This window comes from Streptomyces sp. BHT-5-2 (assembly GCF_019774615.1).
Classification (GTDB): domain Bacteria; phylum Actinomycetota; class Actinomycetes; order Streptomycetales; family Streptomycetaceae; genus Streptomyces.
In genome coordinates this window covers 1,919,741-1,940,695 of sequence record NZ_CP081496.1, presented here as the reverse complement: position 1 = coordinate 1,940,695, position 20,955 = coordinate 1,919,741, and the positions used below count along the sequence as shown (strand labels likewise).

The window sequence follows — 20,955 nt, the reverse complement described above, 5'->3', positions numbered from 1 at the left end:
ATTCGGGGAGGTGTTGTGACGCGCGTTACGGGAAAAGTTGTGACCTGCGTTACGCAATTCTGAAAAGGCGGGTGGATGCGAGATCCGAAAACGCCTGACCGGGCCCCGCCCGTCCCTCTAACCTGATCCGAACTCGACCGCGACCGCGCCGAACGCATCCTGGCCGACGCCCTCCCGGCCGTCCCCGCCGCGGCCTCCCAGGGCCCCGCCCCGGCCGTCTTCCGCCACCTCCTCCACCGCAGCGGCCTGCTGCGCGAACCGGCCCCGGCACCGTGGACTTCATCCACCGCACCTTCCAGGACTACCTGGGCGCCAAGGCCGCCGTGGAGGAGGGCGACTTCGGGCTGCTGGTGCAGCGCGCGCCGGATTCCCAATGGGCCGACGTGATCCGCATGGCAGTGGCCCACGCCCGCCCGCGCGAACGCGCCGAGCTGTTACGGGGGTTGCTCGCCCGCGGCGAACTGCGCACCGACCTGCTGGCGATGGCGTGCCTGGAGCACGCGACGGAGATCGATCCGTCGGTCCGCGAGGAGGTCAACGCGCGGACGCGGGCGATCCTGCCCCCACGCACCCGCGAGGAATCACAACTGCTCATCGAGGCGGGACCGCTCGTCCTGGAACTCCTGCCCGGCCCGGAGGGCCTGGAAGACGACGAGGCCCAGGAGGTGATCGTCACCGCCGCGACCATCGGCACCGATGCGGCACTCGAATGCGTCAAGCGCTTCCGCGACCACCCGTCCCCCATCGCCCGTGCCCAACTCGCTTATCAGTGGGCGAAATTCGACACTGATCGCTATACGGAAGAGGTCGTCCAACACCTCGACACCAACACGAACGTCACCCTCTCCTCCCCTGCCGAACTCCGTGCCCTCAAAGCCCTTGGGGGACGACCCCGCACAACCGTCAGCGGCGGGTTCATCGCCGAGGAACTCCTCGACGCCCTCCACCCGCACCAGGTCACTCACCTGACCCTGGCCGACAACCCGGACCTCAGCGACCTCACGTTCCTCTGCGACTTCCCCGTACTGGAATCCCTGACTCTGGAGGACTGCCCAGCCGTCACAACCGTCGCGCCACTCGGCGGCCTGCTCCTGCGCCACTTGGGAGTCACTGGCCGCGCCGACACCGGCGTACGCACTCCACGGGGCCTCGACTGCCTTAGCCACCTGAATTCACTGGTGCTCTACGTCCCGCTCCCGCCGGAGGGCCTGGCAGCCTTCCCTGCGGACGCCCCCTTGACCACCCTGGTCCTCGGCCAGCGCGTTCTTCCCGACTTCTCCCGTCTCACGTCCTGGCCGGGCTTGAAAGAGATCCACCTCCAGCGAATCACGGACGCTTTCGCCGCGGAACGCTGGCAGGCCCTCACTCTCCTCGGCCGCTTGGAGACCTTCGCCTTCGGCTTGGCGGAAGGCGAAACCTCCACTGGCATTCCCCCGGGCCTCCAACTCCCCCAGGTAACGGCCCTCAGTCTCCTCAACACAGGACACCGCTCCCCCACCGAATTCGCCGAGCAGCTGCGCACGGCTCTCCCGGCCTTTCCCAACATCCGCGCGCTCCGGCTCCACGGCCTGATCGGCGGCACCATCGATCTCGCCCCCGTGGAATCCCTCCCGGCCCTCCAGGACCTCCGCCTCTTCCACCTCCCCCCTCCCCCGACCACCCCCTCACCCCTCCCGCCCCACCTCAACATCACCCTCTTCCCCCGCCCCCGCACGTAGAGGGACCAGGCGCAGGGCACACAAAACCGCCCCGGAACCGTCGATCGAACGGTTCCGGGGCGGCTGCGTATCTCAGGTACGGGCTACGCGTCCTTGCTCAGGTTGGGACCCGACCCACCCGTCGCGGACTCCACCGGCGGGGCGCTCGGCACCGCCGACTTCTCCTCGCCGCGGAAGGTGAACGTGGCGGTCTCGCCTTCGCCCTCCACGTCGACGACGACGATGTGGCCCGGACGCAGCTCGTTGAAGAGGATCTTCTCCGAGAGGGCGTCCTCGATCTCGCGCTGGATCGTGCGGCGCAGCGGACGGGCGCCGAGCACCGGGTCGTACCCGCGCTTGGCCAGCAGCGACTTGGCCTCGCCGCTGAGCTCGATGCCCATGTCGCGGTCCTTCAGGCGCTCGTCCACCTTGGCGATCATCAGGTCGACGATCTGGATGATGTCTTCCTGCGACAGCTGGTGGAAGACCACGGTGTCGTCGACACGGTTGAGGAACTCGGGCCGGAAGTGCTGCTTGAGCTCTTCGTTGACCTTGGCCTTCATCCGCTCGTAGCCGGTCTTGACGTCGCCCTGGGCGGCAAAGCCCAGGTTGAAGCCCTTGGAGATGTCCCGGGTGCCGAGGTTGGTGGTCATGATGATGACCGTGTTCTTGAAGTCCACGACCCGGCCCTGGGAGTCGGTCAGGCGACCGTCCTCCAGGATCTGCAGCAGCGAGTTGAAGATGTCCGGGTGGGCCTTCTCGACCTCGTCGAAGAGGACGACGGAGAACGGCTTGCGGCGGACCTTCTCGGTCAGCTGGCCGCCCTCTTCGTAGCCCACGTAGCCGGGAGGCGAACCGAAGAGCCGCGAGACCGTGTGCTTCTCGCTGAACTCCGACATGTCGAGGGAGATCAGTGCGTCCTCGTCGCCGAAGAGGAACTCGGCGAGGGTCTTGGACAGCTCGGTCTTACCGACACCGGACGGGCCGGCGAAGATGAACGAGCCACCGGGGCGCTTGGGGTCCTTCAGACCCGCGCGGGTGCGGCGGATGGCCTGCGAGAGCGCCTTGATGGCGTCCTTCTGGCCGATGACGCGCTTGTGCAGCTCGTCTTCCATCCGCAGGAGCCGGCTGGACTCCTCCTCGGTGAGCTTGAAGACCGGGATGCCGGTGGCCGTGGCCAGGACCTCGGCGATCAGCTCCTCGTCGACCTCGGCGACGACGTCCATGTCGCCGGCCTTCCACTCCTTCTCCCGCTTCGCCTTCGCGGCCAGGAGCTGCTTCTCCTTGTCGCGCAGGCCGGCGGCCATCTCGAAGTCCTGCGAGTCGATCGCGGACTCCTTCTCGCGGCGGACGTCGGCGATCTTCTCGTCGAACTCGCGCAGGTCCGGCGGCGCGGTCATCCGGCGGATCCGCATCCGGGAGCCGGCCTCGTCGATCAGGTCGATCGCCTTGTCCGGCAGGAAGCGGTCGGAGATGTAGCGGTCGGCGAGGGTGGCCGCGGCGACCAGCGCGGCGTCCGTGATGGACACCCGGTGGTGCGCCTCGTAGCGGTCCCGCAGGCCCTTGAGGATCTCGATGGTGTGCGGCAGCGACGGCTCGGCGACCTGGATGGGCTGGAAGCGGCGCTCCAGGGCCGCGTCCTTCTCCAGGTGCTTGCGGTACTCGTCGAGCGTCGTGGCACCGATGGTCTGCAGCTCGCCGCGGGCCAGCATGGGCTTGAGGATGCTGGCCGCGTCGATGGCGCCCTCGGCGGCACCCGCGCCGACCAGGGTGTGCAGCTCGTCGATGAACAGGATGATGTCGCCGCGGGTGCGGATCTCCTTGAGGACCTTCTTCAGGCGCTCCTCGAAGTCACCGCGGTAGCGGGAGCCGGCGACCAGCGCACCCAGGTCGAGGGTGTAGAGGTGCTTGTCCTTGAGGGTCTCGGGCACCTCGCCCTTGACGATGGCCTGGGCCAGGCCCTCGACGACCGCCGTCTTGCCGACGCCGGGCTCGCCGATGAGGACCGGGTTGTTCTTGGTGCGGCGGGACAGCACCTGCATGACCCGCTCGATTTCCTTCTCGCGCCCGATGACCGGGTCGAGCTTGGTCTCCCGGGCGGCCTGCGTGAGGTTGCGGCCGAACTGGTCCAGGACGAGGGAGGTCGAGGGCGTGCCCTCGGCGGGGCCGCCGGCGGTGGCGGCCTCCTTGCCCTGGTAGCCGGAGAGCAGCTGGATGACCTGCTGCCGCACCCGGTTCAGGTCGGCGCCCAGCTTCACGAGGACCTGGGCGGCGACGCCCTCGCCCTCGCGGATCAGGCCGAGCAGGATGTGCTCGGTGCCGATGTAGTTGTGGCCGAGCTGGAGGGCCTCGCGGAGCGACAGCTCCAGGACCTTCTTGGCACGGGGCGTGAAGGGGATGTGGCCGGACGGGGCCTGCTGGCCCTGGCCGATGATCTCCTCCACCTGCTGGCGGACCGCCTCGAGCGAAATGCCGAGGCTCTCCAGGGCCTTAGCGGCGACACCCTCACCCTCGTGGATCAGACCCAGGAGGATGTGTTCGGTGCCGATGTAGTTGTGGTTGAGCATCCGGGCTTCTTCCTGAGCCAGGACGACAACCCGCCGCGCACGGTCGGTGAACCTCTCGAACATCGTTAATCGCTCCTCAGAGCGGTCAGGCAGTAAGGGGTCGGTCCCCTCCCTGTCCTTCCGCATGCTAGTCCCGCAGGGCGGGACAGCTCATTCCAACTGCCGACACCCGTCCGGATCGCCCCCGCTCCGACGGGGAAATTTACTGCCGAACAGCTGACATCTGCTCCAACTCGATGGTGCGAGACGATGTTCCCGCAGGCCAGGCATATACGCATGCCGCCACTACGCCCGTGGCGAACGCGAGCCTTGCCGACACACCGCCCGCCGCCGACCAAAGGCGGCGACGAACTGCCGAGGGCGCCGGTCACAGCGTCTCTTCCCACTGAGACTGTCTTACCCGCCGCCACTGACACTCCATGCGGCGCGGGCCTTTTCCCTCCGCTACGGGCGAACACCCGCACATCCGGGAATGCCTCCACACCCCCTCCGCAATATACGGAACGCAACTACCCGCGCACCCTACGTAACCTTCCGTGGGGTCGGGAGTTGCACCGGACATGGCCCGCGCCCTTCCGCGACCCCGCTCCCCTCTCTCCACCGTCCGCCGGTGGTACGAGGACGAGCTCGGCTGGCCGACCACCGGCACGGAGCCGGTGGAGCTGCTCACGGGGCTGCGCTTCGACGTCCTGGAGATGCCCGCGGACGCGGGGCGTGCCGTGCTGCGGCGGATGCCGCGCACCGGCCCGGTCGCGCTGCTGCGGCCCGTACGGGGCGGGAAGCGGGCGGAGGATCGGCCGAAACTGCTCCTGCTGATCGCGCCCGGTGGCGCGGAGGAGCTCCCGGAAATCCTGGAGTGGCTGGAGTGGGGCGCGCTCGCGGCGGATCTCACGGCCCGCGGGGCCGGGGAGCGGATGCCCGCACCGGCGCCGCCCTCAGGGGGCACTGCGTCCGGCGGCTGCGGCGCGCGGGAGGCCGCGGGATGGGTGCGGCCTCCCCGGCCTGGGTACGAGGCGGAAAATCGCCTGCCCACCACGGGGTTCGGGACAGGAATCGGGGACGGTGGGGGCGCCCCCGACCTCGTACGGCTCGTGAGCGCGGCGGCGACAGAGTGCCTCCGGGCCCGGTTGGTACGTGCTCGTAATCGCCAATCGGATCGCGCGTACGGCGATCAGCCGTTGGCCTTCTCGAATGCCTCGCGAATGTCGGCGGGGACGCGGCCACGGTCATTCACGCTGTAGCCGTTCTCCTTCGCCCAGGCACGGATCTTCGCGGTGTCCGGGGAGCCGGCGGACGCCGCACGGGTCTTGCCGCGGCCGGCGGAACGGCCACCGGTCTTGCGACCGGCCTTCACGAACTCGGCCAGCCCCTCGCGCAGCTTGTCCGCGTTGGCGTCGGAGAGGTCGATCTCGTAGGACTTACCGTCGAGCGCGAACGTGACGGTCTCGTTGGCCTCGCCGCCGTCGAGGTCGTCGACAAGAAGAACCTGAACCTTCTGTGCCACCAGGATTCCCTTTCATCGAATGTGGATTACGACGGAAAGCAAACCGCTTTTCCGGGAAAAACACAAACCCTTGGGTAGGGTTCACTTGCCCACAGAGCGGGGAACGCATGCTTCCGTAGCCATGAGATAGGGGAGCGATTCGGACATAGAACGCTGATCACAGGTGCAGAAGCATGCGGCTGTTGCCCAGGGTGTTGGGCTTCACTCGTTCGAGGCCCAGGAACTCCGCAACGCCCTCGTCATAGGAACGCAGCAGTTCGCTGTAGACATCCCCGTCTACGGGAGTCTCGCCGATCTCCACGAAGCCGTGCTTGGTGAAGAAGTCGACTTCGAAGGTGAGGCAGAAAATGCGCCGCACTCCCAGCCACCGCGCGGTGGCCACCAGCTTGTCCAGGACCTGGTGGCCGACCCCGGTGCCCAGCATCCTCCGGTCCACCGCCAGAGTGCGGACCTCGGCCAGGTCCTCCCACATGACGTGCAGTGCTCCGCAGCCGACGACCTCGGCGTCGCTGTCCCGCTCGGCCACCCAGAACTCCTGGATGTCCTCGTAAAGCGTGACGGTCGCTTTGTCGAGCAGGATCCCGTCACGGACGTAGGCGTCGATGAGGCGACGCACGGCCGGTACATCGCCGGTCCGGGCCCGGCGGACCGTGAGCCCTTTTGAATGCGCTGGCATGCCGGGACGCTATCGCCCCTTGCCGCCGGCCTCCGCTCCGGGTTCATCCCCATCGCCGGCCGGCGCTTCCGCCACGGCTTCCGGCTGTTCTTCCCGGGCCCCTTCCCGGGCCGCCGCCTGTTCTTCCTCCGCTTCGGCGCGATCGTCGACCTGCACCATCCGCACGGCATCGCGGAGCGCTTGCCGCTGTTCCGACGACATCATGCCGAAGAAGGCCACCAGCGCGGCCGCGGGGTTGTCACTGGCGGACCACGCTTCGTTCATCAGTGCGGCCGAGTAGGCGGCGCGAGTGGAGACCGCCTCATATCGATAGGCGCGACCTTCGGCTTCGCGGCGCACCCAGCCCTTCTGATGGAGGTTGTCCAATACGGTCATGACGGTGGTGTAGGCGATCGACCGTTCCTTCTGGAGATCCTCCAGAACTTCTCGAACGGTGACCGGGCGGTTCCACTCCCACACCCGCGTCATCACCGCGTCTTCCAGATCACCCAAGCGTCTCGGCACACAAGAAGAATAGTGGGAGATGTCGCGAATGCCGGTTGATCTCGTTGCGTTTGGTCCGGAAAAAGGAAGTACGGCCCGGGACGAGCAATCCCGGGCCGTACTGTGCGGGTGGTCCGCAGAAAATGGCGGAGGTTCAGGCGCGGAAGGGCTTGGGCTCCTGTCCTGCGGCCTCGGCGCGGGCGAACGCCTCGTCGACGGCCGCGTCCTCCTTCGACTTGTTCTGGCCGCCCTGGCTCTTGATGATCGTGACGATCAGGCAGGTGAAGGCGACGGCCATCACTACGGGCGGGAGCAGCGCGGCGACGTAATCCATGGCAGGGGCCTCCTCAAGGCGTGAGCCCGCGACGATACCCAGCCAGAGTACGCAGCACTCAGGCGGTCCTGGTCTCCGGGGGCGGGGCGGGCTTCCGTCGGGGCGGGAAGACCTCACCGGGGGTGGGGATGGGCCGGTCGGGCCGCGGCGCCTTGGGGCGCGGCGCGGGCTTGGGCGGCTCCCGGCGGGGCTCCGGGCGCGGTTCACGCCGGGGATCCGCCCCGGGTTCCGCTCCCGGGTCCGCCCCGGAGTCCACCCCGCCGCGCGAGGCCGTGGTGGAGGGCCGCGGCCGGCTGCCGGTGCGGCCGCCCGCCGGGGCGTCCAGGGAGGCGCCTGAGCGGCCGCCTGGCAGCGCGCGCAGGCGGACCCGTACGGATTTGTCGGCCACTCGCTCACAGTGCCGCAGCAGGGCGCTGCGGCGCTTGCGCTCGGCCTCGGCGGCGGGCCGGACGAGCAGCGAGCGCAGTGCGGCGAGGTCGTCGGGGGCGGGGACGTGGCCGGCCGCCAGCGCCTCCTTGAGCCGGGTGAGATAGCCGGCGGCGGCACCGGGCAGGGCGTCGCGGTAGCGGGCGAGGTCGGCGAGCAGGAAGGCGCGCAGGCGGGCGCCTTCGCGGACCGCCTCGTCCACCGCCTCGGCCAGCCGGAGGTATTCCTGGACGTCCTGCGACGCGTCCGCGCCGGAGTCGCCCTGGGGCGCGGCGGTAGAGGTCGTCTGGAGGGCATGGGCGAGGGCGCGACGAAGCACACGCAACTCATCGGCGCCGAAGGCCATGCCGCCGCGGGATCCGTATGGCATTGGCATGGGGCGACTTTACGACCTATTCGGACAAAAGCCGCTTAATTCGCCACGCAATGGCGCGGCAGCGGGCCGCCTGTCACACGGGCGCGCCAGTACGGAACCGCCGCGCCCCGTCCACCGCGGCCCGTTACAGGCGCCCGACGTTGCGCTCGTACACCAGCCGCAGGCCGATCAGGGTCAGCCAGGGCTCGTGCTCGTCGATCACCGAGGACTCGCCGAGCACCATCGGGGCCAGCCCGCCGGTGGCGATCACCGTCACGTCGTCCGGGTCGTCGGCCAGTTCCCGGGCCATCCGCTGCACCACGCCGTCCACCTGGCCCGCGAAGCCGTAGAGGATGCCGGACTGCATGGCCTCGACGGTGTTCTTCCCGATGACGCTGCGCGGCCGGGCCAGCTCGATCTTGCGGAGCTGGGCGCCCTTGACACCCAGGGCGTCCACGGAGATCTCGATACCGGGGGCGATCACCCCGCCCACGTACTCGCCGCGGACGCTGACCGCGTCGAACGTGGTCGCGGTGCCGAAGTCGACGACGACGGCCGGGCCGCCGTACAGCTCGACGGCCGCCAGGGCGTTGATGATCCGGTCGGCGCCGACCTCCTTGGGGTTGTCCATGAGGATCGGCACGCCGGTCTTCACGCCCGGTTCCACCAGGACGGCCGGGACGTCCCCGTAGTAGCGGCGGGTGACCTCGCGCAGCTCGTGGAGCACCGAGGGGACCGTGGAGCAGATGGAGATGCCCTCGATGTTGTCGCCCAGGTCGTCCCCGAGCAGCGGGTGCATGCCCATCAGACCCTGGAGGAGCACCGCCAGTTCGTCGGCGGTGCGCCGGGCGTCGGTGGAGATCCGCCAGTGCTCGACGATCTCCTCGCCGTCGAACAGGCCCAACACGGTGTGGGTGTTGCCCACGTCGATGGTCAGGAGCATGGGGGTCAGCGGCTCTCGTCGTCGTGGGCGGCGGCCGGGGCGTCGGCCGGCTCGTCGCTCTCGCGGAGGTCCAGGCCGATGTCGAGGACCCGGGCGGAGTGCGTGAGCGCGCCCACCGCCAGGTAGTCGATGCCGGTCTCCGCGTACGCGCGGGCGTTGTCGAGGGTGAGCCGGCCCGAGGACTCCAGCATCGCGCGGCCGGCGACCAGCTCCACGGCCTCCCGGGTCTGCTCGGGCGTGAAGTTGTCCAGCAGGATCAGGTCGGCGCCCTCGGCGAGGATCGGCGGGATCTGGTCGAGCCGGTCGACCTCCACCTCGATGGGCACTCCGGGGAACTCGTCGCGCACGGCCTTGAACGCCTCGGCGACGCCGCCCGCCGCCACGACGTGGTTGTCCTTGATGAGCGCCGCGTCGCACAGCGACATCCGGTGGTTGACGCCGCCGCCGCAGCGCACCGCGTACTTCTCCAGGGCGCGCAGGCCCGGCGTCGTCTTACGGGTGTCGCGGACGTCGGCCTTGGTGCCTTCGAGGGCGTCGGACCAGGCGCGGGTCAGGGTGGCGATCCCGGACAGCCGGCCCAGGAGGTTCAGCGCGCTGCGCTCGGCGGTGAGCAGGTCGCGGGTCCGGGTGGTGACGGACAGCAGCTTCTGGCCGGCCACGACCCGCTCGCCGTCCTCCACGTGCCGCTCGACCGCGAACTCGTCGGTGCACACCACCGAGAGCACCGCCTCGGCGATCCGCAGGCCGGCGATCGTGCCGTCCTCACGGGCGGTGAAGTCCCCGGTGGCGACGGCGTCTTCGGGGACGGTCGCCACGGTGGTGACGTCCACGCCCTGGTCGAGGTCCTCCTCGATGGCCATGTGCGCGATGTCCTCCACCTGGACGGGGTCGAGGCCGGCGGCCACCAGGAGCGCGGCCAGGTCCGGGTCGAGGCCGCAGGTCATCGGGTCCAGCTCGTAGGCGTCGCCGTCGCCGGCGGCGCACCCGCAGGCGTCGCCGCAGCCTCCGCCTTCGGGGACGGCGCCGGGCCGGCCGATCTGGAGGAGGGGGAGGTCGGGGGTGCTGCTCACGGGGTGCGCTCCGTATCGGGAAGAGGGGTGGGCTGGGGGGCGGGGCCGGCGGTCGGCGGGAAGCCGGCGGTCTCGGTGGTGTGGACACCCAGGGTGCGGTCGGCGCCGAGGGTGATGCGGAAGTGCCGTCGCCAGGAGGCATCGTCGCGGTCGGGGTGGTCCTCGCGCCAATGGCAGCCGCGGGTCTCCTCGCGGCGCCGCGCGGCGGCGACCAGGACCCGGGCGACGCACAGCAGGTTGGTGGCCTCCCAGGCTTCCACACCCGGCTCGGGGGCCTTGACAGAAGCGAGAGCGGGGTCCGCGGCAGCCTCGACGGCCTCCCGGTGGAGCCGGTCGAGGTCGTCGGCGGCCCGGGCCAGGCTGGCCGCGCTGCGCAGTACACCGGCGCCGGCGGTCATGATCCGCTGGACGGCGGTGCGGGCCTCGGGCACCAGCAGGGGCAGCGGGGCACGGGCCTCCACGGGGGCGGCGGCCGGGGCCGGCGGCCCGTCGGCGGCGATGTCGTCGGCGATCCGCTCCGCGAACACCAGGCCCTCCAACAGGGAGTTGGAGGCCAGCCGGTTGGCGCCGTGCACGCCGGTGCAGGCCACCTCGCCGCACGCGTAGAGGCCGGGGACGGTGGTCCGGCCGTGGAGGTCGGTGCGGACGCCGCCGGAGGCGTAGTGGGCCGCCGGGGCGACCGGGATCGGCTCGGTGACCGGGTCGATGCCGTGCGCCCGGCAGGCGGCCAGGATGGTCGGGAAGCGGTGCTCCCACATCTCGGCACCGAAGTGGCGGGCGTCCAGGTACATGTGCTCGGTGCCCTGCTCCTGGGCGCGGCGCGTGATCGCCTTGGCCACGATGTCGCGCGGTGCCAGCTCGGCGAGTTCGTGCTGTCCGACCATGAATCGGGTGCCGTCCGCGTCGACCAGGTGGGCGCCCTCGCCGCGCACCGCCTCGGAGATCAGCGGCTGTTGGCCCTCGGCCTCCGGCCCCAGGTAGAGCACGGTCGGGTGGAACTGGACGAATTCGAGGTCCGAGACCTCGGCGCCGGCGCGCAGCGCCAGGGCCACCCCGTCGCCGGTGGAGACGGCAGGGTTGGTGGTCGCGGAGAACACCTGGCCCATGCCCCCGGTGGCGAGCACCACCGCCGGTGCGTGGACGGCGCCGACGCCGTCGTGCTGGCCCTCCCCCATGACGTGCAGGGTGACGCCGGCCGTGCGGCCCTCGGCGTCCGTGAGGAGGTCGAGGACCAGTGCGTTCTCGATGGTGCGGAGTCCCGCGGCGCGGACCGCGGCGACCAGCGCGCGGGAGATCTCCGCCCCGGTGGCGTCGCCGCCGGCGTGTGCGATCCGGCGGCGGTGGTGGCCGCCCTCCCTGGTGAGCGCGATCTCGTCGCTCCCAGGATCGGTGTCGAAACGTGCGCCGGCCCCGATCAGCCGGTGGACGGCGGCCGGGCCCTCGGTGACCAGCGTCCGCACGGCCTCCTCGTCGCACAGGCCGGCGCCCGCGACGAGGGTGTCGGCCAGGTGCTGCTCGGGGCTGTCGCCGTCTCCCAGGGCCGCGGCTATCCCGCCCTGTGCCCAGCGGGTGGAGCCGTCGTCGAGCCGGGCCTTGGTGACGACGACGGTCCGGCGGCCGGCGGCGGCGCAGCGCAGCGCGGCGGTGAGCCCGGCGACGCCGGAGCCCACCACGACGACGTCGGCCGTGATGGACCATCCGGGGGCGGGGGCGCTGAGGCGTATGCCGGTGGGGCCGGCGGCGGTTCCGGTAGCGGTCATCGGGTCGCTCCGAGGGGGCCTGGGGGTGGGGTGGACTTCCTGGTCTTCCGGGTGGCACCGGAGGCCGGCCCGGGTGCGGGCCTGCCCTGGGGGCCGGCGTGCCGTTCCTGGGCGGCGTCCGGGTGCGGGGCGGCGTCCGGGTGCGGGGCCGGGCTCGCAGTGAACACGAGCCGGATGTTGTCGATGAGCCGGGTGGTGCCGACCTTGGCGGCCACCGCGAGGATCGCCTCGCCCTCGAACCCGTCCGGGACCTCGGTGAAGTCCCGGGGGTCGATCAGGGCCAGGTAGTCCAGGTGGAGCGGCGGGTCCAGTTGGCCGGCGTCCTCCAGGACGGCGCCGGCCGCGGCGCGGGCCACGGACGGGCCGTGCGGGGGGCCCGCGGCGGCGTAGGCGACGGCGTGCGCGTCGGCGGCCGCCCGGTCCTCCCCGAGGGCGGCCAGCGCCGCGGAGCGGTCCTGTACGGGATGCCCGGTGGAGGCGGCGCGGGCGCGCAGCGCCTCTTCGGCGGTGAGCCGGTCGCGGGCCGCGAAGAGCGCCCCGGACAGGGCGAGTGCGGTGCGCCGCTCCGGGCCGGAGAGATAGCGGTTGCGGCTGGAGAGGGCCAGTCCGTCGGCCTCCCGGATCGTGGGGACGCCGACGATCTCGACCGGGAAATTCAGGTCGGCGGCCATCCGCCTGATCACGGCGAGCTGCTGGGCGTCCTTCTCCCCGAAGAACGCCAGGTCCGGTGCGGTCAGATGGAGCAGCTTGGCGACGACGGTGAGCACCCCGTCGAAGTGGCCGGGGCGGCTGGCGCCCTCCAAGACGGTGCCCATGGGGCCCGCGGAAATACGGACCTGCGGCTCCCCTCCCGGATAGACCTCGTCGACCGCCGGTGCGAAGACGGCGTCCGCACCCGCCCGGCCGGCCAGCGCCACGTCCTCGTCCAGGGTCCGCGGGTACCGGTCGAGGTCCTCGCCCGCCCCGAACTGCAGCGGGTTGACGAACACCGTGACCACCACCTGCCCCTGCGGGCCCACCCGCTCCCGGGCGGCCCGGACCAGGGCGCCGTGCCCCTCGTGCAACGCACCCATGGTCATGACAACGGCTCGTGCGCCGCCCTCGCGCGGCAGCGCCCGCAGGTCCGCGGCGGTGCGCACGAGCTGGGGCCCGGACGCCGCTCGGGAGGCGTCCGGGGTCGGGCTGACGGGCGAGGAGGTCATGAGTCGCCTCCGTTGGGGCCGGGGTTGCGGGAGTCGGGGGCGCCGGGGGTGTCGTCCGGGGCGGCTGGGGGGTTGGGGGTGTCCGAGGCGTCTGGGGTGTCGGACGGGCCCGGGGCATCCGGGGTGTTCACGGTGCCTGGGGTGGCTGGGGTACCCGGGGTAGCTGGGCCGCCTGGGGTGGTTGGTGTGTCGGGGACGTCGGCGCCATGGGGTGCGTCGTGGTCACGCTCGTCCTCGGTGGGCGTGGCGGTGGGGGTGTCGGTGGACGCGTCGGAGGGCGGCCGCTCTCCGGTAGTGGTGGCGTGGCCGGCAGCGGATCGGCCGGCGGCTCCGTCGGGAGCCGGTCCCGCGAGCACGTCCAGCAACTCCGCGGCCAGCTCCGGCTTGAGGAGACCGTGCGCCAGCGCCCGGTCGGCCGTCGTACGGGCCATGGCCAGATAGCCGGCGACGGCCTGGGGTGCGTGCTTGCGCAGCTCCGCCACGTGGACCGCGACGGTGCCCGCGTCCCCCCGGGCGACCGGGCCCGTCAGGGCGGCGTCACCGGACCGCAGCGCGTTGTCCAGGGCCGCGCCGAGCAGCGGGCCGAGCATCCGGTCCGGGGCCCGTACACCGGCCTTGGCGAGTAGTTCCTTGGCCTGCGCCACCAGGGTGACCAGGTAGTTCGCACCGATCGCGAGCGCCGCGTGATACAGCGGACGATCGGACTCCGCGATCCACTCGGGCTCCCCGCCCATCTCGATGACCAGCGCCTCCGCGGCCATCCGCAGCTCCTCGGGCGCGGTCACCCCGAACGGGCAGCCGGCCAGCCGCTGCACGTCCACGGAAGTGCCGGTGAAGGTCATCGCCGGGTGCAGGGCCAGCGGCAGCGCACCGGCCCGGGTGGCCGGCTCCAGCACCGCCGTCCCGAACCGGCCGGAGGTGTGCACCAGCAGCTGGCCCGGCCGTACGGCACCGGTCTCGGCGAGGCCGCTCACCAGGTCGGCCAGGGCGTCGTCGGGGACGGTCAGCAGCACGAGGTCCGCACGGGCGAGCACCTCGGCCGGGGGGACCAGCGGGACGCCGGGCAGCAGCTCGCCGGCACGCCGGCGGGAGGCGTCGGAGACCCCCGAGACGGCCACCGGGCGGTGCCCCGCGAGCTGCAGCGAGGCGGCGAGCGCAGGTCCGACGCGGCCTGCCCCGACGACTCCGACGGTGAGCCGGGCGGGCCGGTCCTGGGCCTCGATGGAGGAATGTTGGTTCACGCGGCGACGGCCTTCCGTTCCAGTCCGCGAGGGGTACCGGACGATTCGTCGCCATGCTACGCGAGGAGGCCCCGCCGCCCTGAGAGTTGTACGGAGGGTGAGACGAGGGTCTCGGAGCAGAACCGGAACGCCGGAATGGGGCCGAAACAGACCGCTCCGGCGCGATTCGGAGAGTTATCCACAGGGCTCGCGGCGGCGATCGCGGCTGGGTGATGATCGATGCCACAGCCCGCGCGGACGGCGCGGGGCGACACGGAGGTGGGGGGATCATGGCCGAGGTCGGAAAGCACACAGCGGACACCGGAAAGCAGCCGGCTGAGGACGGGGAGCAGACAGGAAAGGGCGGCGAGCGGACGGAGGCCGGGGGCGGCTACGGGGTCGGGGACATGGCCGGAGTCGGGGACGGGGACGGCGACCGGGACCAGGGCCGGGAAAGGATTGACGCCACGACCACTGCTGACCCGACGGACGGCGATGAGGCGAACGAGCCGGACGGGACGGACAGGCCGAGCGGGACCGACGGGGCAGACGGAACGGACGAGGCGAACAAGAGGCACGGGACGGACGATCGGGCCCGGCGGTTCGCCGCCTACCGGGGTTCGCTGCGGACACTGTGCGGTCGCCCACCGGAGACCATCGCCGAGCGGTTGTCCCGTCTGACGGCCGACGCCCCCGGTGTGTACGACCTCGCCGACTGGACGGACGTCTACGGCAACGACGACGGCATCGTCGGCGAACTGGAGCGCCGGACGGCCGAGGCCCTGGGCACCGCGGCCGCGGTGTTCTTCCCGACAGGCACGATGGCGCAGCAGGTGGCCCTGCGCTGCTGGGCGGGCCGCACGGGCAACGCGACGGTCGCCGGCCACCCGCTGTCCCATCTGGAGATGCACGAGCGCGATGCCTACGCGGTCGTCAGCGGGCTGCGCATGGTGCATCCGACGAGCGCCCCGCGTCTGCCGACGGCCGCCGAGATCTACGACCTCCAGGAGCCGTTCGGCACCCTCGCCCTCGAACTCCCGCTGCGCGACGCCGGATACGTCCTCCCCAGTTGGGAGGAGCTGGAGTCGACGGTGGCCGCGGCGCGGGAACTGGACGCGGTGGTGCACTTCGACGGGGCCCGGCTCTGGGAAACCGGCCCGCACTTCGGCAGGTCGCTCCCGGAGATCGCCGCCCTCGCGGACAGCGTCTACGTCTCCTTCTACAAATCGCTGAACGGCATGGCCGGCGCCGCGCTGGCGGGCACCGAGGAGTTCGTCGCGGAGGCCCGGGCCTGGCGCCACCGTTACGGCGGCCAGCTGTTCCAGCAGTGGCCGATCGCGCTCGCCGCCCTGGTCGGGCTGGACCGCGAGCTGCCCCGGTTGCCGGTGTATGCGGCCCACGCCAAGGTCGTCGCCCGGGCGCTGCGCGAGGGGCTGGCAGAGGCCGGCGTGCCGTGGTTCCGGGTGCACCCCGAGGAGCCGCACACCCACGAGTTCCAGGTATGGCTGCCATACCCGCCGGACGTTCTGAACGAGGCCGGTACCCGTCAGGCGGAGGAGACCCGGACGACGCTCTTCCGCAAGTGGTACGAGCCGACCCCGGCCGGACCGCCGGGTGTGACGATGACGGAGGTGACGGTCTCGTCCCTGGCACTCGAATGGACCGCGGAAGACATACGCACGGCAGTGGGCGACTTCGTCCGGCGTATTGAGGAGTGAGGGGTGAGTCCGCCTGGCCATGTCCGTCCAGGCGGGCGGACCCGGCACAGCGAGGCCCCGTCGAATGCGGTGTGGCGTGAAGGAGAGGGAACGGGCAGTGCTGACGCGGGGCGGCCCGACGTGGGTGGTGCCGGCGTGGCCTGGTACGTCGGCGCCCGGTCTGTTGGGTCTGGTCTGTCGAGCCCGCACCGCGTGTCCTGGCACGGTCTGGCCGGATCCGGCTAGTCCGGTCTGGGCTTGTCCGAGTGGCTCGTCCGACCTGGGCTTGTCCGGGTGGGCTCGTCCGGCCCGGGCCCGTCCGGGGCGGTGAGGGGCGTTCCGTTGTGGGGCGTTCGGAGGTTGCCGGTGCCTGGGGCGGGGCTCAGGTGCAGGGCGTTGCTGCCTGGCGCTTGTTCTTGTGCTCTGCGCGGGGCATTTCGGGGGCGGGGTGGGCGGGGGCGGGGCGGGAGGGGGCGGCGGGGGCGGCGGGGGCGGCGGGGGCGGCATTCAACGTTCGGAAGCCGCGGACGAACAGCGCCGCCCGGCGGACGAGCCGTCCCTCGCGTCCCCACCAGCGTTCCGCGGGGTCGGTGACCACGGCCTGGAAGCGGTGCCACTGCCGGATCTCCCGGGCGGTGCGGACGACGGCCGCGTCCGGGGCCGGCGGCGCGGCCTCGCCTCGCTGGGCGGCGCGGTAGCTGTCGAGGAGGTGCTGCTGCAGGGCGTTCATGGCCCTCACTCTGGGGTGGCCGGGCGGCCCGTGGCGCGTCGATTGACGAGAGCCGTCAATCGACGACACCGCAGGTCACGGCCTCACGCATGATGGGGACATGGCCAACGTCATCGACATCACCGGGCTGCCGCCGGAGCGCCTGGTCTTCGCACCCTCGCCGCTGGCCGAGCTGAGTGCGGCGCTGCACGCGCTGTCCGAGCCGGGCCACCACCCGGGCCTGCACGGCTGGGTCACCGCGACCAACGCCGGTCTGAAGACCGACCTCGCCGACCGGTTGTGCGAGGCGGACTTCCTGTGGGGGTCCTCGCGTTCCGACATCCTGCTGCCCGCCCGCCCCGGGGCGTCGCTGGCAGAGGAGCTGGACCAGCTGGACCAGATCGACGACGAGCGGTTCGTGGCCGCCTTCTTCGAGATCAACTGCTCGGCCCGGTACACCCGCCCCACGCCGTCGCCCCTGGTCGACGCGGGTGAACGGGCGCGCGTACGGGAGATGGCGGCGGCCCGCGGCCCGCGCCAGGCAGCCTTCACGGACCGGATGCTGACCGACCCCGACGGTCTGCGGGTGTGGCTGCGCCGCCTGTTCCAGGACTGCGAGGACGCGTTCTTCGGCGACATCTGGCGGCGGGTGGGCATCCAACTGGCCGCCGACGCCCGCCACAAGACCGAGCTGCTGCGCCGCAAGGGCCTGGCCGAGACACTGACCGCGACGTCGCGGGCGTTGACGCTGGACGAGGCGCAGGACGCCGGCGGCACCACCCGGATCCTGGTCGACAAGCTGGCCAGTGGGCGCACGACGGCCTTCGCCGACCCCGCCGACCCCGGGGTCACCTTCCTGCCGACGTCGTTCGGCTGGCCGCACCTGCTGTTCAGCCACGCCCCCGGCTGGCGTCCGGTCGTCCAATACCCGATCGCCAGCCCCGAGTTGCCGGCGTCCGCCACGCTGGAACTCGTCCAGCAGCGGCTGGAGGCACTCGGCCACCCGATGCGGATGCGGCTGTGCCGCACGCTCTCGCGCGGGCCGCACACCACAGGAGAGTTGGCGACCGCGTTCGGCATCACGTCGCCGGAGGTGTCGCGGCATATCGCGGTGCTGAAGAAGGCGGGGCTGCTGCAGACCCGGCGGCGCGGGCGTTACGTACTCCACCAGTTGGATCTCCAGGTGGTGGCCCGGCTGGGCAGCGACTTCCTGGAGGGCGTGCTGCGCTGAGGGGTGGGCCCCGGCGGACGGCCCACCGGACGGACAGCGGGACCGACGGACAGACCAGCAGGTCGACGGCCAGTCGGCCGGCCAGACCGGCAATCCCGAAGCCTGAACGGCAGGAGCCTGTAAGCCGGGGCCTGGAAGTCGGGGCCCGGAAGTCGGGAAGCCGGGAAGCCAGGCGGCTGGGAGGCCCGCCGGGCCGGCCGGCCGTCGCACCCAGCGTTGAACAGCAGGCAGGTGACGCCCGAATCGGCGCCACCGGTCTCGGGGTTGGGCTCGACGCCCAGGGCCTTGGCGGCCGCGTAGGACGCCTCGTCGATGATCTTGTCGGGTCCGGTGTCGCCCACGACGGCGTACTCGACCTGGTTGTCGTGGATGACGGCAACGACGACGCCGCCCTTGATGCCCGCGGACTCGTAGTTCCAGATACCGCCGCTGGGCACCACGACGTAGGGCGGCTTCGCGGTGTTCAACGGCTTGCCGTCGGACTGGCGGATCGCGGTGTCGCCCAACGCCGCGATCCCGAACCGGCGACCGGCCTGATCCCGTGCGCTACGCCCCGGCGCCCCCGGCCCGGACCAGCCCCGTCTCGTAGGCGAGCACCACCGCCTGGACCCGGTCCCGCAGGCTCAACTTCGTCAGGATCCGGCCCACATGGGTCTTGACCGTGGCCTCGGACAGCACCAGCCGCGCCGCGATCTCACCGTTCGACAGCCCCTGCGCGACGAGCAGCAGCACCTCGCGCTCGCGCTCGGTCAGCCGCTCCAGCTCGGGCCGTGCGGGCTCGCCGCCGGTGTTGGGCAGCATGGGGGTGAAGCGGTCCAGGAGGCGGCGGGTGGTGGACGGGGCGACGACCGCGTCCCCGCTGTGCACCGCCCGGATCGCGGCGAGGAGTTCGTTCGGCGGGACGTCCTTGAGCATGAAGCCGCTGGCCCCGGCCTTCAGCGCGGAGAACGCGTACTCGTCCAGGTCGAAGGTGGTCAGGATGAGCACCTTCGGGGCGCCTTCGGGCTGGCTGCCCCCGCAGATCCGGCGGGTGGCCTCGACCCCGTCGAGGTGCGGCATCCGGACGTCCATGAGGATCACGTCCACCTCGGTGGAACGCAGCACCTCCAGGGCCTCCGCCCCGTTGCCCGCCTCGGCGACGACCTCCATGTCGGGTTGTGCGGCCAGCACCATCCGGAAGCCGGTGCGCAGCAGCACCTGGTCGTCGACGAGCATCACGCGGATGGTCATGGCAGGGGAATCCCTTCACGGGGCGGCGGGGCCGACGGGGTCGGCGGGGACGGTGAGAACAGGCGGGACGGCGGGAACGGGTGGGACGGCGGGAACGGGTGGGCTGGCTGGTGCCGTTGGGGCAGTCGGAGCGGTGGGAGCAGTGGGAGCGTTTGGCGCGAACGGGGCGGGCACGGACGGAGCCGGGACGAACGCGTCCGGGACCATGGCGGGCAGGAGGCGGGACGGACGGAGCCGCGTCGCAGGGGGCCGGCCAAGGAGCGCCGCGCCCCCACAACGAGACGCGACGCCCCATGCCCCGGCGAACCGGGACGCGACGCCCCCGCACCGGCAAACGGGCCCCCGACGGGCCCGGAGCCACCGGCCCCAGTCCCCGTCCCGGCCCCACCCCACCGAGGCTCGCCGTGCCGGACCCCGGCCCGCGGCGAGGGCGGCCTGCTCATCGCTCCGCCTTGAGCGGCAGCACGGCGTTGACCCGGAATCCGCCGCCCGGACGGGGACCGGCGTCGAGGATGCCGCCGACCATGCCCACCCGCTCGCGCATACCGATCAGGCCGTGGCCGAGCCCGTCCGAGCCACCCGACTCGTAGAGCTCGTGCTGCGCGCCCCGGCCGTCGTCCTCGACGAGGAGATCGAGGTCGTCGGCCCGGTAGGTGAGGCGGACGGTGGCGCTGACGCCGGGGCCGCCGTGCTTGCGGGTGTTGGTCAACGCCTCCTGGACGATGCGGTACGCGGTCAACTCGACGCTGCTGGGCAACGGGCGTGGCTCGCCGACGACCCGGAAGTCGACCGGCAGCCCCGCGCCCCGGACCTGGTCTATGAGGTCGGCGAGCTGCTCGACGCCGGGCTGGGGAACATACTCCTCGCCCTCGGCCTGCTCGCCGGTGCGCAGCACGCCCAGCAGCCGGCGCATCTCGGCGAGCGCCTGGCGGCCCGTGCCGGAGATCGTCTCCAGCGCCTGCCGGGCCTGCTCGGGCGTGGCGTCGAGGACATACGCGGCGCCGTCGGCCTGGACGACCATCACCGAGACGTTGTGCGCGACGACGTCGTGCAGCTCGCGGGCGATCCGGGCGCGCTCGGCCGCGACCGCGATCCGGGCCTGGGCCTCGCGCTCCTTCTCCAGGCGGGCGGCCTTCTCCTCCAGCTGCGCCCAGTAGGCCCGGCGGGTGCGGATCGAGTCGCCGAGCACCCAGGCCAGTACGAACGGCACGGTGAACAGCACCATGAAGAAGACCACGGCCCAGACCGGCAGGTGGACGGGGCCTTCCCGGAAGCGGAGTTGGGTCAGGCCGGGGCCGACCAGCGCGGCGGCCAATGCGAGGCGTGAGGCCCAGCGGCGGGCCGCGGTCTCCGAGGCGACGGTGTAGATGATCACCATCATCGAGAAGTCGCCGATGTTGGGCGGGACGTTCAGGATCAGCTGGCCCACGCCGAGGCCGATGGCCAGCAGCAACATCTTGACCGGGTACTTCCGGCGCAGGGCGATGACCAGGCACAGGCCGATGCCGAAGACCAGGCCGATGACCTTGCCCTCGAAGCCCGGCCGGGAGATGACCCACAACCCGGTGATCCCGAAGAGGAGGAAAGCCCAGAAGCTGTCCACTCCCGTCGGGTGCCTGCGGAGGAAGTCATAGAGGCGCTGCACGTAACCCAGCGTAGGCAGCGCAAGCAGGTAGAAGAGTCAACCGGAGGGGCGATCCTCTTCAATAGGGCCTACTCCGCTAGGTGGAGGCGGTCTGCGCCAATTGTGTCGCCCCTGGGGTCGATCCGTGGTCACGCTGCCCCGCCGAGCCCATGCCGTTTGCAGGAATACGTCCGTGACCAGGGGATTCCTCTCCTGCCCGGCTCGTA

General features: G+C 71.8%; 18 protein-coding genes and 1 pseudogene. 4 read left to right on the top strand and 15 right to left on the bottom strand.

Features of this window, described 5'->3' with window-relative positions:
* Positions 1 to 272 precede the first annotated feature (272 nt).
* Positions 273 to 1,718 (top strand): hypothetical protein, encoded by a 1,446-nt coding sequence (locus K2224_RS08610; RefSeq protein ID WP_221906006.1) that lies wholly within the window; start codon positions 273 to 275, stop codon positions 1,716 to 1,718.
* A gap of 83 nt (positions 1,719 to 1,801) precedes the next feature.
* On the opposite strand, the gene K2224_RS08605 is transcribed toward K2224_RS08610, so the two are convergent.
* Complete coding sequence (locus tag K2224_RS08605) at positions 1,802 to 4,327, bottom strand: ATP-dependent Clp protease ATP-binding subunit (protein ID WP_221906005.1); 2,526 nt, start codon at positions 4,325 to 4,327, stop codon at positions 1,802 to 1,804.
* 497 nt (positions 4,328 to 4,824) lie between these two features.
* Here K2224_RS08605 and K2224_RS08600 point away from each other — a divergent pair, with 497 nt between their 5' ends.
* Positions 4,825 to 5,505: an SCO3374 family protein gene (locus K2224_RS08600; RefSeq protein ID WP_221906004.1), complete on the top strand. Its 681-nt coding sequence runs from the start codon at positions 4,825 to 4,827 to the stop codon at positions 5,503 to 5,505.
* On the opposite strand, the gene K2224_RS08595 is transcribed toward K2224_RS08600, so the two are convergent.
* The 10 genes from K2224_RS08595 to K2224_RS08550 all read right to left on the bottom strand — a co-directional run bounded on the left by K2224_RS08595 (position 5,436) and on the right by K2224_RS08550 (position 14,258).
* The gene (locus K2224_RS08595; protein WP_221906003.1) at positions 5,436 to 5,768 is read right to left on the bottom strand and encodes an Lsr2 family protein; all 333 of its coding nucleotides are present in this window, start codon (positions 5,766 to 5,768) and stop codon (positions 5,436 to 5,438) included. The two genes, K2224_RS08600 and K2224_RS08595, sit on opposite strands and share 70 nt — an antisense overlap.
* 157 nt (positions 5,769 to 5,925) lie before the next feature.
* The gene (locus K2224_RS08590) at positions 5,926 to 6,444 is read right to left on the bottom strand and encodes an amino-acid N-acetyltransferase (RefSeq protein WP_221906002.1); all 519 of its coding nucleotides are present in this window, start codon (positions 6,442 to 6,444) and stop codon (positions 5,926 to 5,928) included.
* Positions 6,445 to 6,453: 9 nt separating this feature from the next.
* Positions 6,454 to 6,912, bottom strand: a complete 459-nt coding sequence (locus tag K2224_RS08585) for a BlaI/MecI/CopY family transcriptional regulator (RefSeq protein WP_398204413.1) — start codon at positions 6,910 to 6,912, stop codon at positions 6,454 to 6,456.
* A 169-nt stretch (positions 6,913 to 7,081) separates the two neighbouring features.
* Positions 7,082 to 7,261 carry a hypothetical protein gene (locus K2224_RS08580; protein ID WP_221906000.1) on the bottom strand — a complete coding sequence of 60 codons (180 nt, stop codon included), beginning with the start codon at positions 7,259 to 7,261 and terminating at the stop codon, positions 7,082 to 7,084.
* 58 nt (positions 7,262 to 7,319) lie between these two features.
* Positions 7,320 to 8,033 carry a hypothetical protein gene (locus K2224_RS08575; protein ID WP_221909506.1) on the bottom strand — a complete coding sequence of 238 codons (714 nt, stop codon included), beginning with the start codon at positions 8,031 to 8,033 and terminating at the stop codon, positions 7,320 to 7,322.
* Positions 8,034 to 8,187: 154 nt separating this feature from the next.
* A complete protein-coding gene (locus tag K2224_RS08570; RefSeq protein ID WP_221905999.1) occupies positions 8,188 to 8,985 on the bottom strand; it encodes a type III pantothenate kinase in 798 nt (265 codons plus the stop codon).
* A 5-nt stretch (positions 8,986 to 8,990) separates the two neighbouring features.
* The gene (gene nadC / locus K2224_RS08565; RefSeq protein ID WP_221905998.1) at positions 8,991 to 10,055 is read right to left on the bottom strand and encodes a carboxylating nicotinate-nucleotide diphosphorylase; all 1,065 of its coding nucleotides are present in this window, start codon (positions 10,053 to 10,055) and stop codon (positions 8,991 to 8,993) included.
* Positions 10,052 to 11,815, bottom strand: a complete 1,764-nt coding sequence (locus K2224_RS08560; protein WP_221905997.1) for an L-aspartate oxidase — start codon at positions 11,813 to 11,815, stop codon at positions 10,052 to 10,054. The genes nadC and K2224_RS08560 overlap by 4 nt, the downstream gene beginning before the upstream one ends.
* A complete protein-coding gene (gene panC, locus K2224_RS08555; protein WP_221905996.1) occupies positions 11,812 to 13,017 on the bottom strand; it encodes a pantoate--beta-alanine ligase in 1,206 nt (401 codons plus the stop codon). Before panC ends, K2224_RS08560 begins: the two co-directional genes overlap by 4 nt.
* A complete protein-coding gene (locus K2224_RS08550; RefSeq protein WP_369357985.1) occupies positions 13,014 to 14,258 on the bottom strand; it encodes a DUF2520 domain-containing protein in 1,245 nt (414 codons plus the stop codon). The genes panC and K2224_RS08550 overlap by 4 nt, the downstream gene beginning before the upstream one ends.
* 269 nt (positions 14,259 to 14,527) lie before the next feature.
* Here K2224_RS08550 and K2224_RS08545 point away from each other — a divergent pair, with 269 nt between their 5' ends.
* Positions 14,528 to 15,955 (top strand): low specificity L-threonine aldolase, encoded by a 1,428-nt coding sequence (locus tag K2224_RS08545; RefSeq protein WP_260692399.1) that lies wholly within the window; start codon positions 14,528 to 14,530, stop codon positions 15,953 to 15,955.
* A gap of 361 nt (positions 15,956 to 16,316) precedes the next feature.
* On the opposite strand, the gene K2224_RS08540 is transcribed toward K2224_RS08545, so the two are convergent.
* Positions 16,317 to 16,664 carry a hypothetical protein gene (locus K2224_RS08540; protein ID WP_221905995.1) on the bottom strand — a complete coding sequence of 116 codons (348 nt, stop codon included), beginning with the start codon at positions 16,662 to 16,664 and terminating at the stop codon, positions 16,317 to 16,319.
* 100 nt (positions 16,665 to 16,764) lie between these two features.
* On the opposite strand from K2224_RS08540, the gene K2224_RS08535 reads away from it, so the two are divergent.
* The gene (locus tag K2224_RS08535; protein ID WP_221905994.1) at positions 16,765 to 17,874 is read left to right on the top strand and encodes a DUF5937 family protein; all 1,110 of its coding nucleotides are present in this window, start codon (positions 16,765 to 16,767) and stop codon (positions 17,872 to 17,874) included.
* A gap of 218 nt (positions 17,875 to 18,092) precedes the next feature.
* Here the strand turns inward: K2224_RS08535 and K2224_RS08530 are convergent.
* From K2224_RS08530 to K2224_RS08520, 3 genes and pseudogenes are all read right to left on the bottom strand, one after another.
* Positions 18,093 to 18,374 (bottom strand): annotated as a pseudogene (locus K2224_RS08530) (glycoside hydrolase family 75 protein); the annotation flags it as partial.
* A gap of 46 nt (positions 18,375 to 18,420) precedes the next feature.
* Positions 18,421 to 19,104, bottom strand: coding sequence for a response regulator transcription factor (locus K2224_RS08525; RefSeq protein WP_221905993.1), 684 nt, complete (start codon positions 19,102 to 19,104; stop codon positions 18,421 to 18,423).
* 439 nt (positions 19,105 to 19,543) lie between these two features.
* Positions 19,544 to 20,749, bottom strand: coding sequence for a sensor histidine kinase (locus K2224_RS08520; protein WP_221905992.1), 1,206 nt, complete (start codon positions 20,747 to 20,749; stop codon positions 19,544 to 19,546).
* Positions 20,750 to 20,955: the final 206 nt, after the last annotated feature.

What these genes read in the sequence shown, in the direction of transcription:
- K2224_RS08580 (WP_221906000.1), bottom strand. Translation starts at nt 7,261, where the DNA reads ATGGATTACGTCGCCGCGCTGCTCCCGCCCGTAGTGATGGCCGTCGCC.
- K2224_RS08585 (WP_398204413.1), bottom strand. Translation starts at nt 6,912, where the DNA reads ATGACGCGGGTGTGGGAGTGGAACCGCCCGGTCACCGTTCGAGAAGTT.
- K2224_RS08575 (WP_221909506.1), bottom strand. Translation starts at nt 8,033, where the DNA reads ATGGCCTTCGGCGCCGATGAGTTGCGTGTGCTTCGTCGCGCCCTCGCC.
- K2224_RS08560 (WP_221905997.1), bottom strand. Translation starts at nt 11,815, where the DNA reads ATGACCGCTACCGGAACCGCCGCCGGCCCCACCGGCATACGCCTCAGC.
- K2224_RS08600 (WP_221906004.1), top strand. Translation starts at nt 4,825, where the DNA reads ATGGCCCGCGCCCTTCCGCGACCCCGCTCCCCTCTCTCCACCGTCCGC.
- K2224_RS08535 (WP_221905994.1), top strand. Translation starts at nt 16,765, where the DNA reads ATGGCCAACGTCATCGACATCACCGGGCTGCCGCCGGAGCGCCTGGTC.
- K2224_RS08605 (WP_221906005.1), bottom strand. Translation starts at nt 4,327, where the DNA reads ATGTTCGAGAGGTTCACCGACCGTGCGCGGCGGGTTGTCGTCCTGGCT.
- K2224_RS08590 (WP_221906002.1), bottom strand. Translation starts at nt 6,444, where the DNA reads ATGCCAGCGCATTCAAAAGGGCTCACGGTCCGCCGGGCCCGGACCGGC.
- K2224_RS08540 (WP_221905995.1), bottom strand. Translation starts at nt 16,664, where the DNA reads ATGAACGCCCTGCAGCAGCACCTCCTCGACAGCTACCGCGCCGCCCAG.
- panC (WP_221905996.1), bottom strand. Translation starts at nt 13,017, where the DNA reads ATGACCTCCTCGCCCGTCAGCCCGACCCCGGACGCCTCCCGAGCGGCG.
- K2224_RS08570 (WP_221905999.1), bottom strand. Translation starts at nt 8,985, where the DNA reads ATGCTCCTGACCATCGACGTGGGCAACACCCACACCGTGTTGGGCCTG.
- K2224_RS08525 (WP_221905993.1), bottom strand. Translation starts at nt 19,104, where the DNA reads ATGACCATCCGCGTGATGCTCGTCGACGACCAGGTGCTGCTGCGCACC.
- K2224_RS08545 (WP_260692399.1), top strand. Translation starts at nt 14,528, where the DNA reads ATGGCCGAGGTCGGAAAGCACACAGCGGACACCGGAAAGCAGCCGGCT.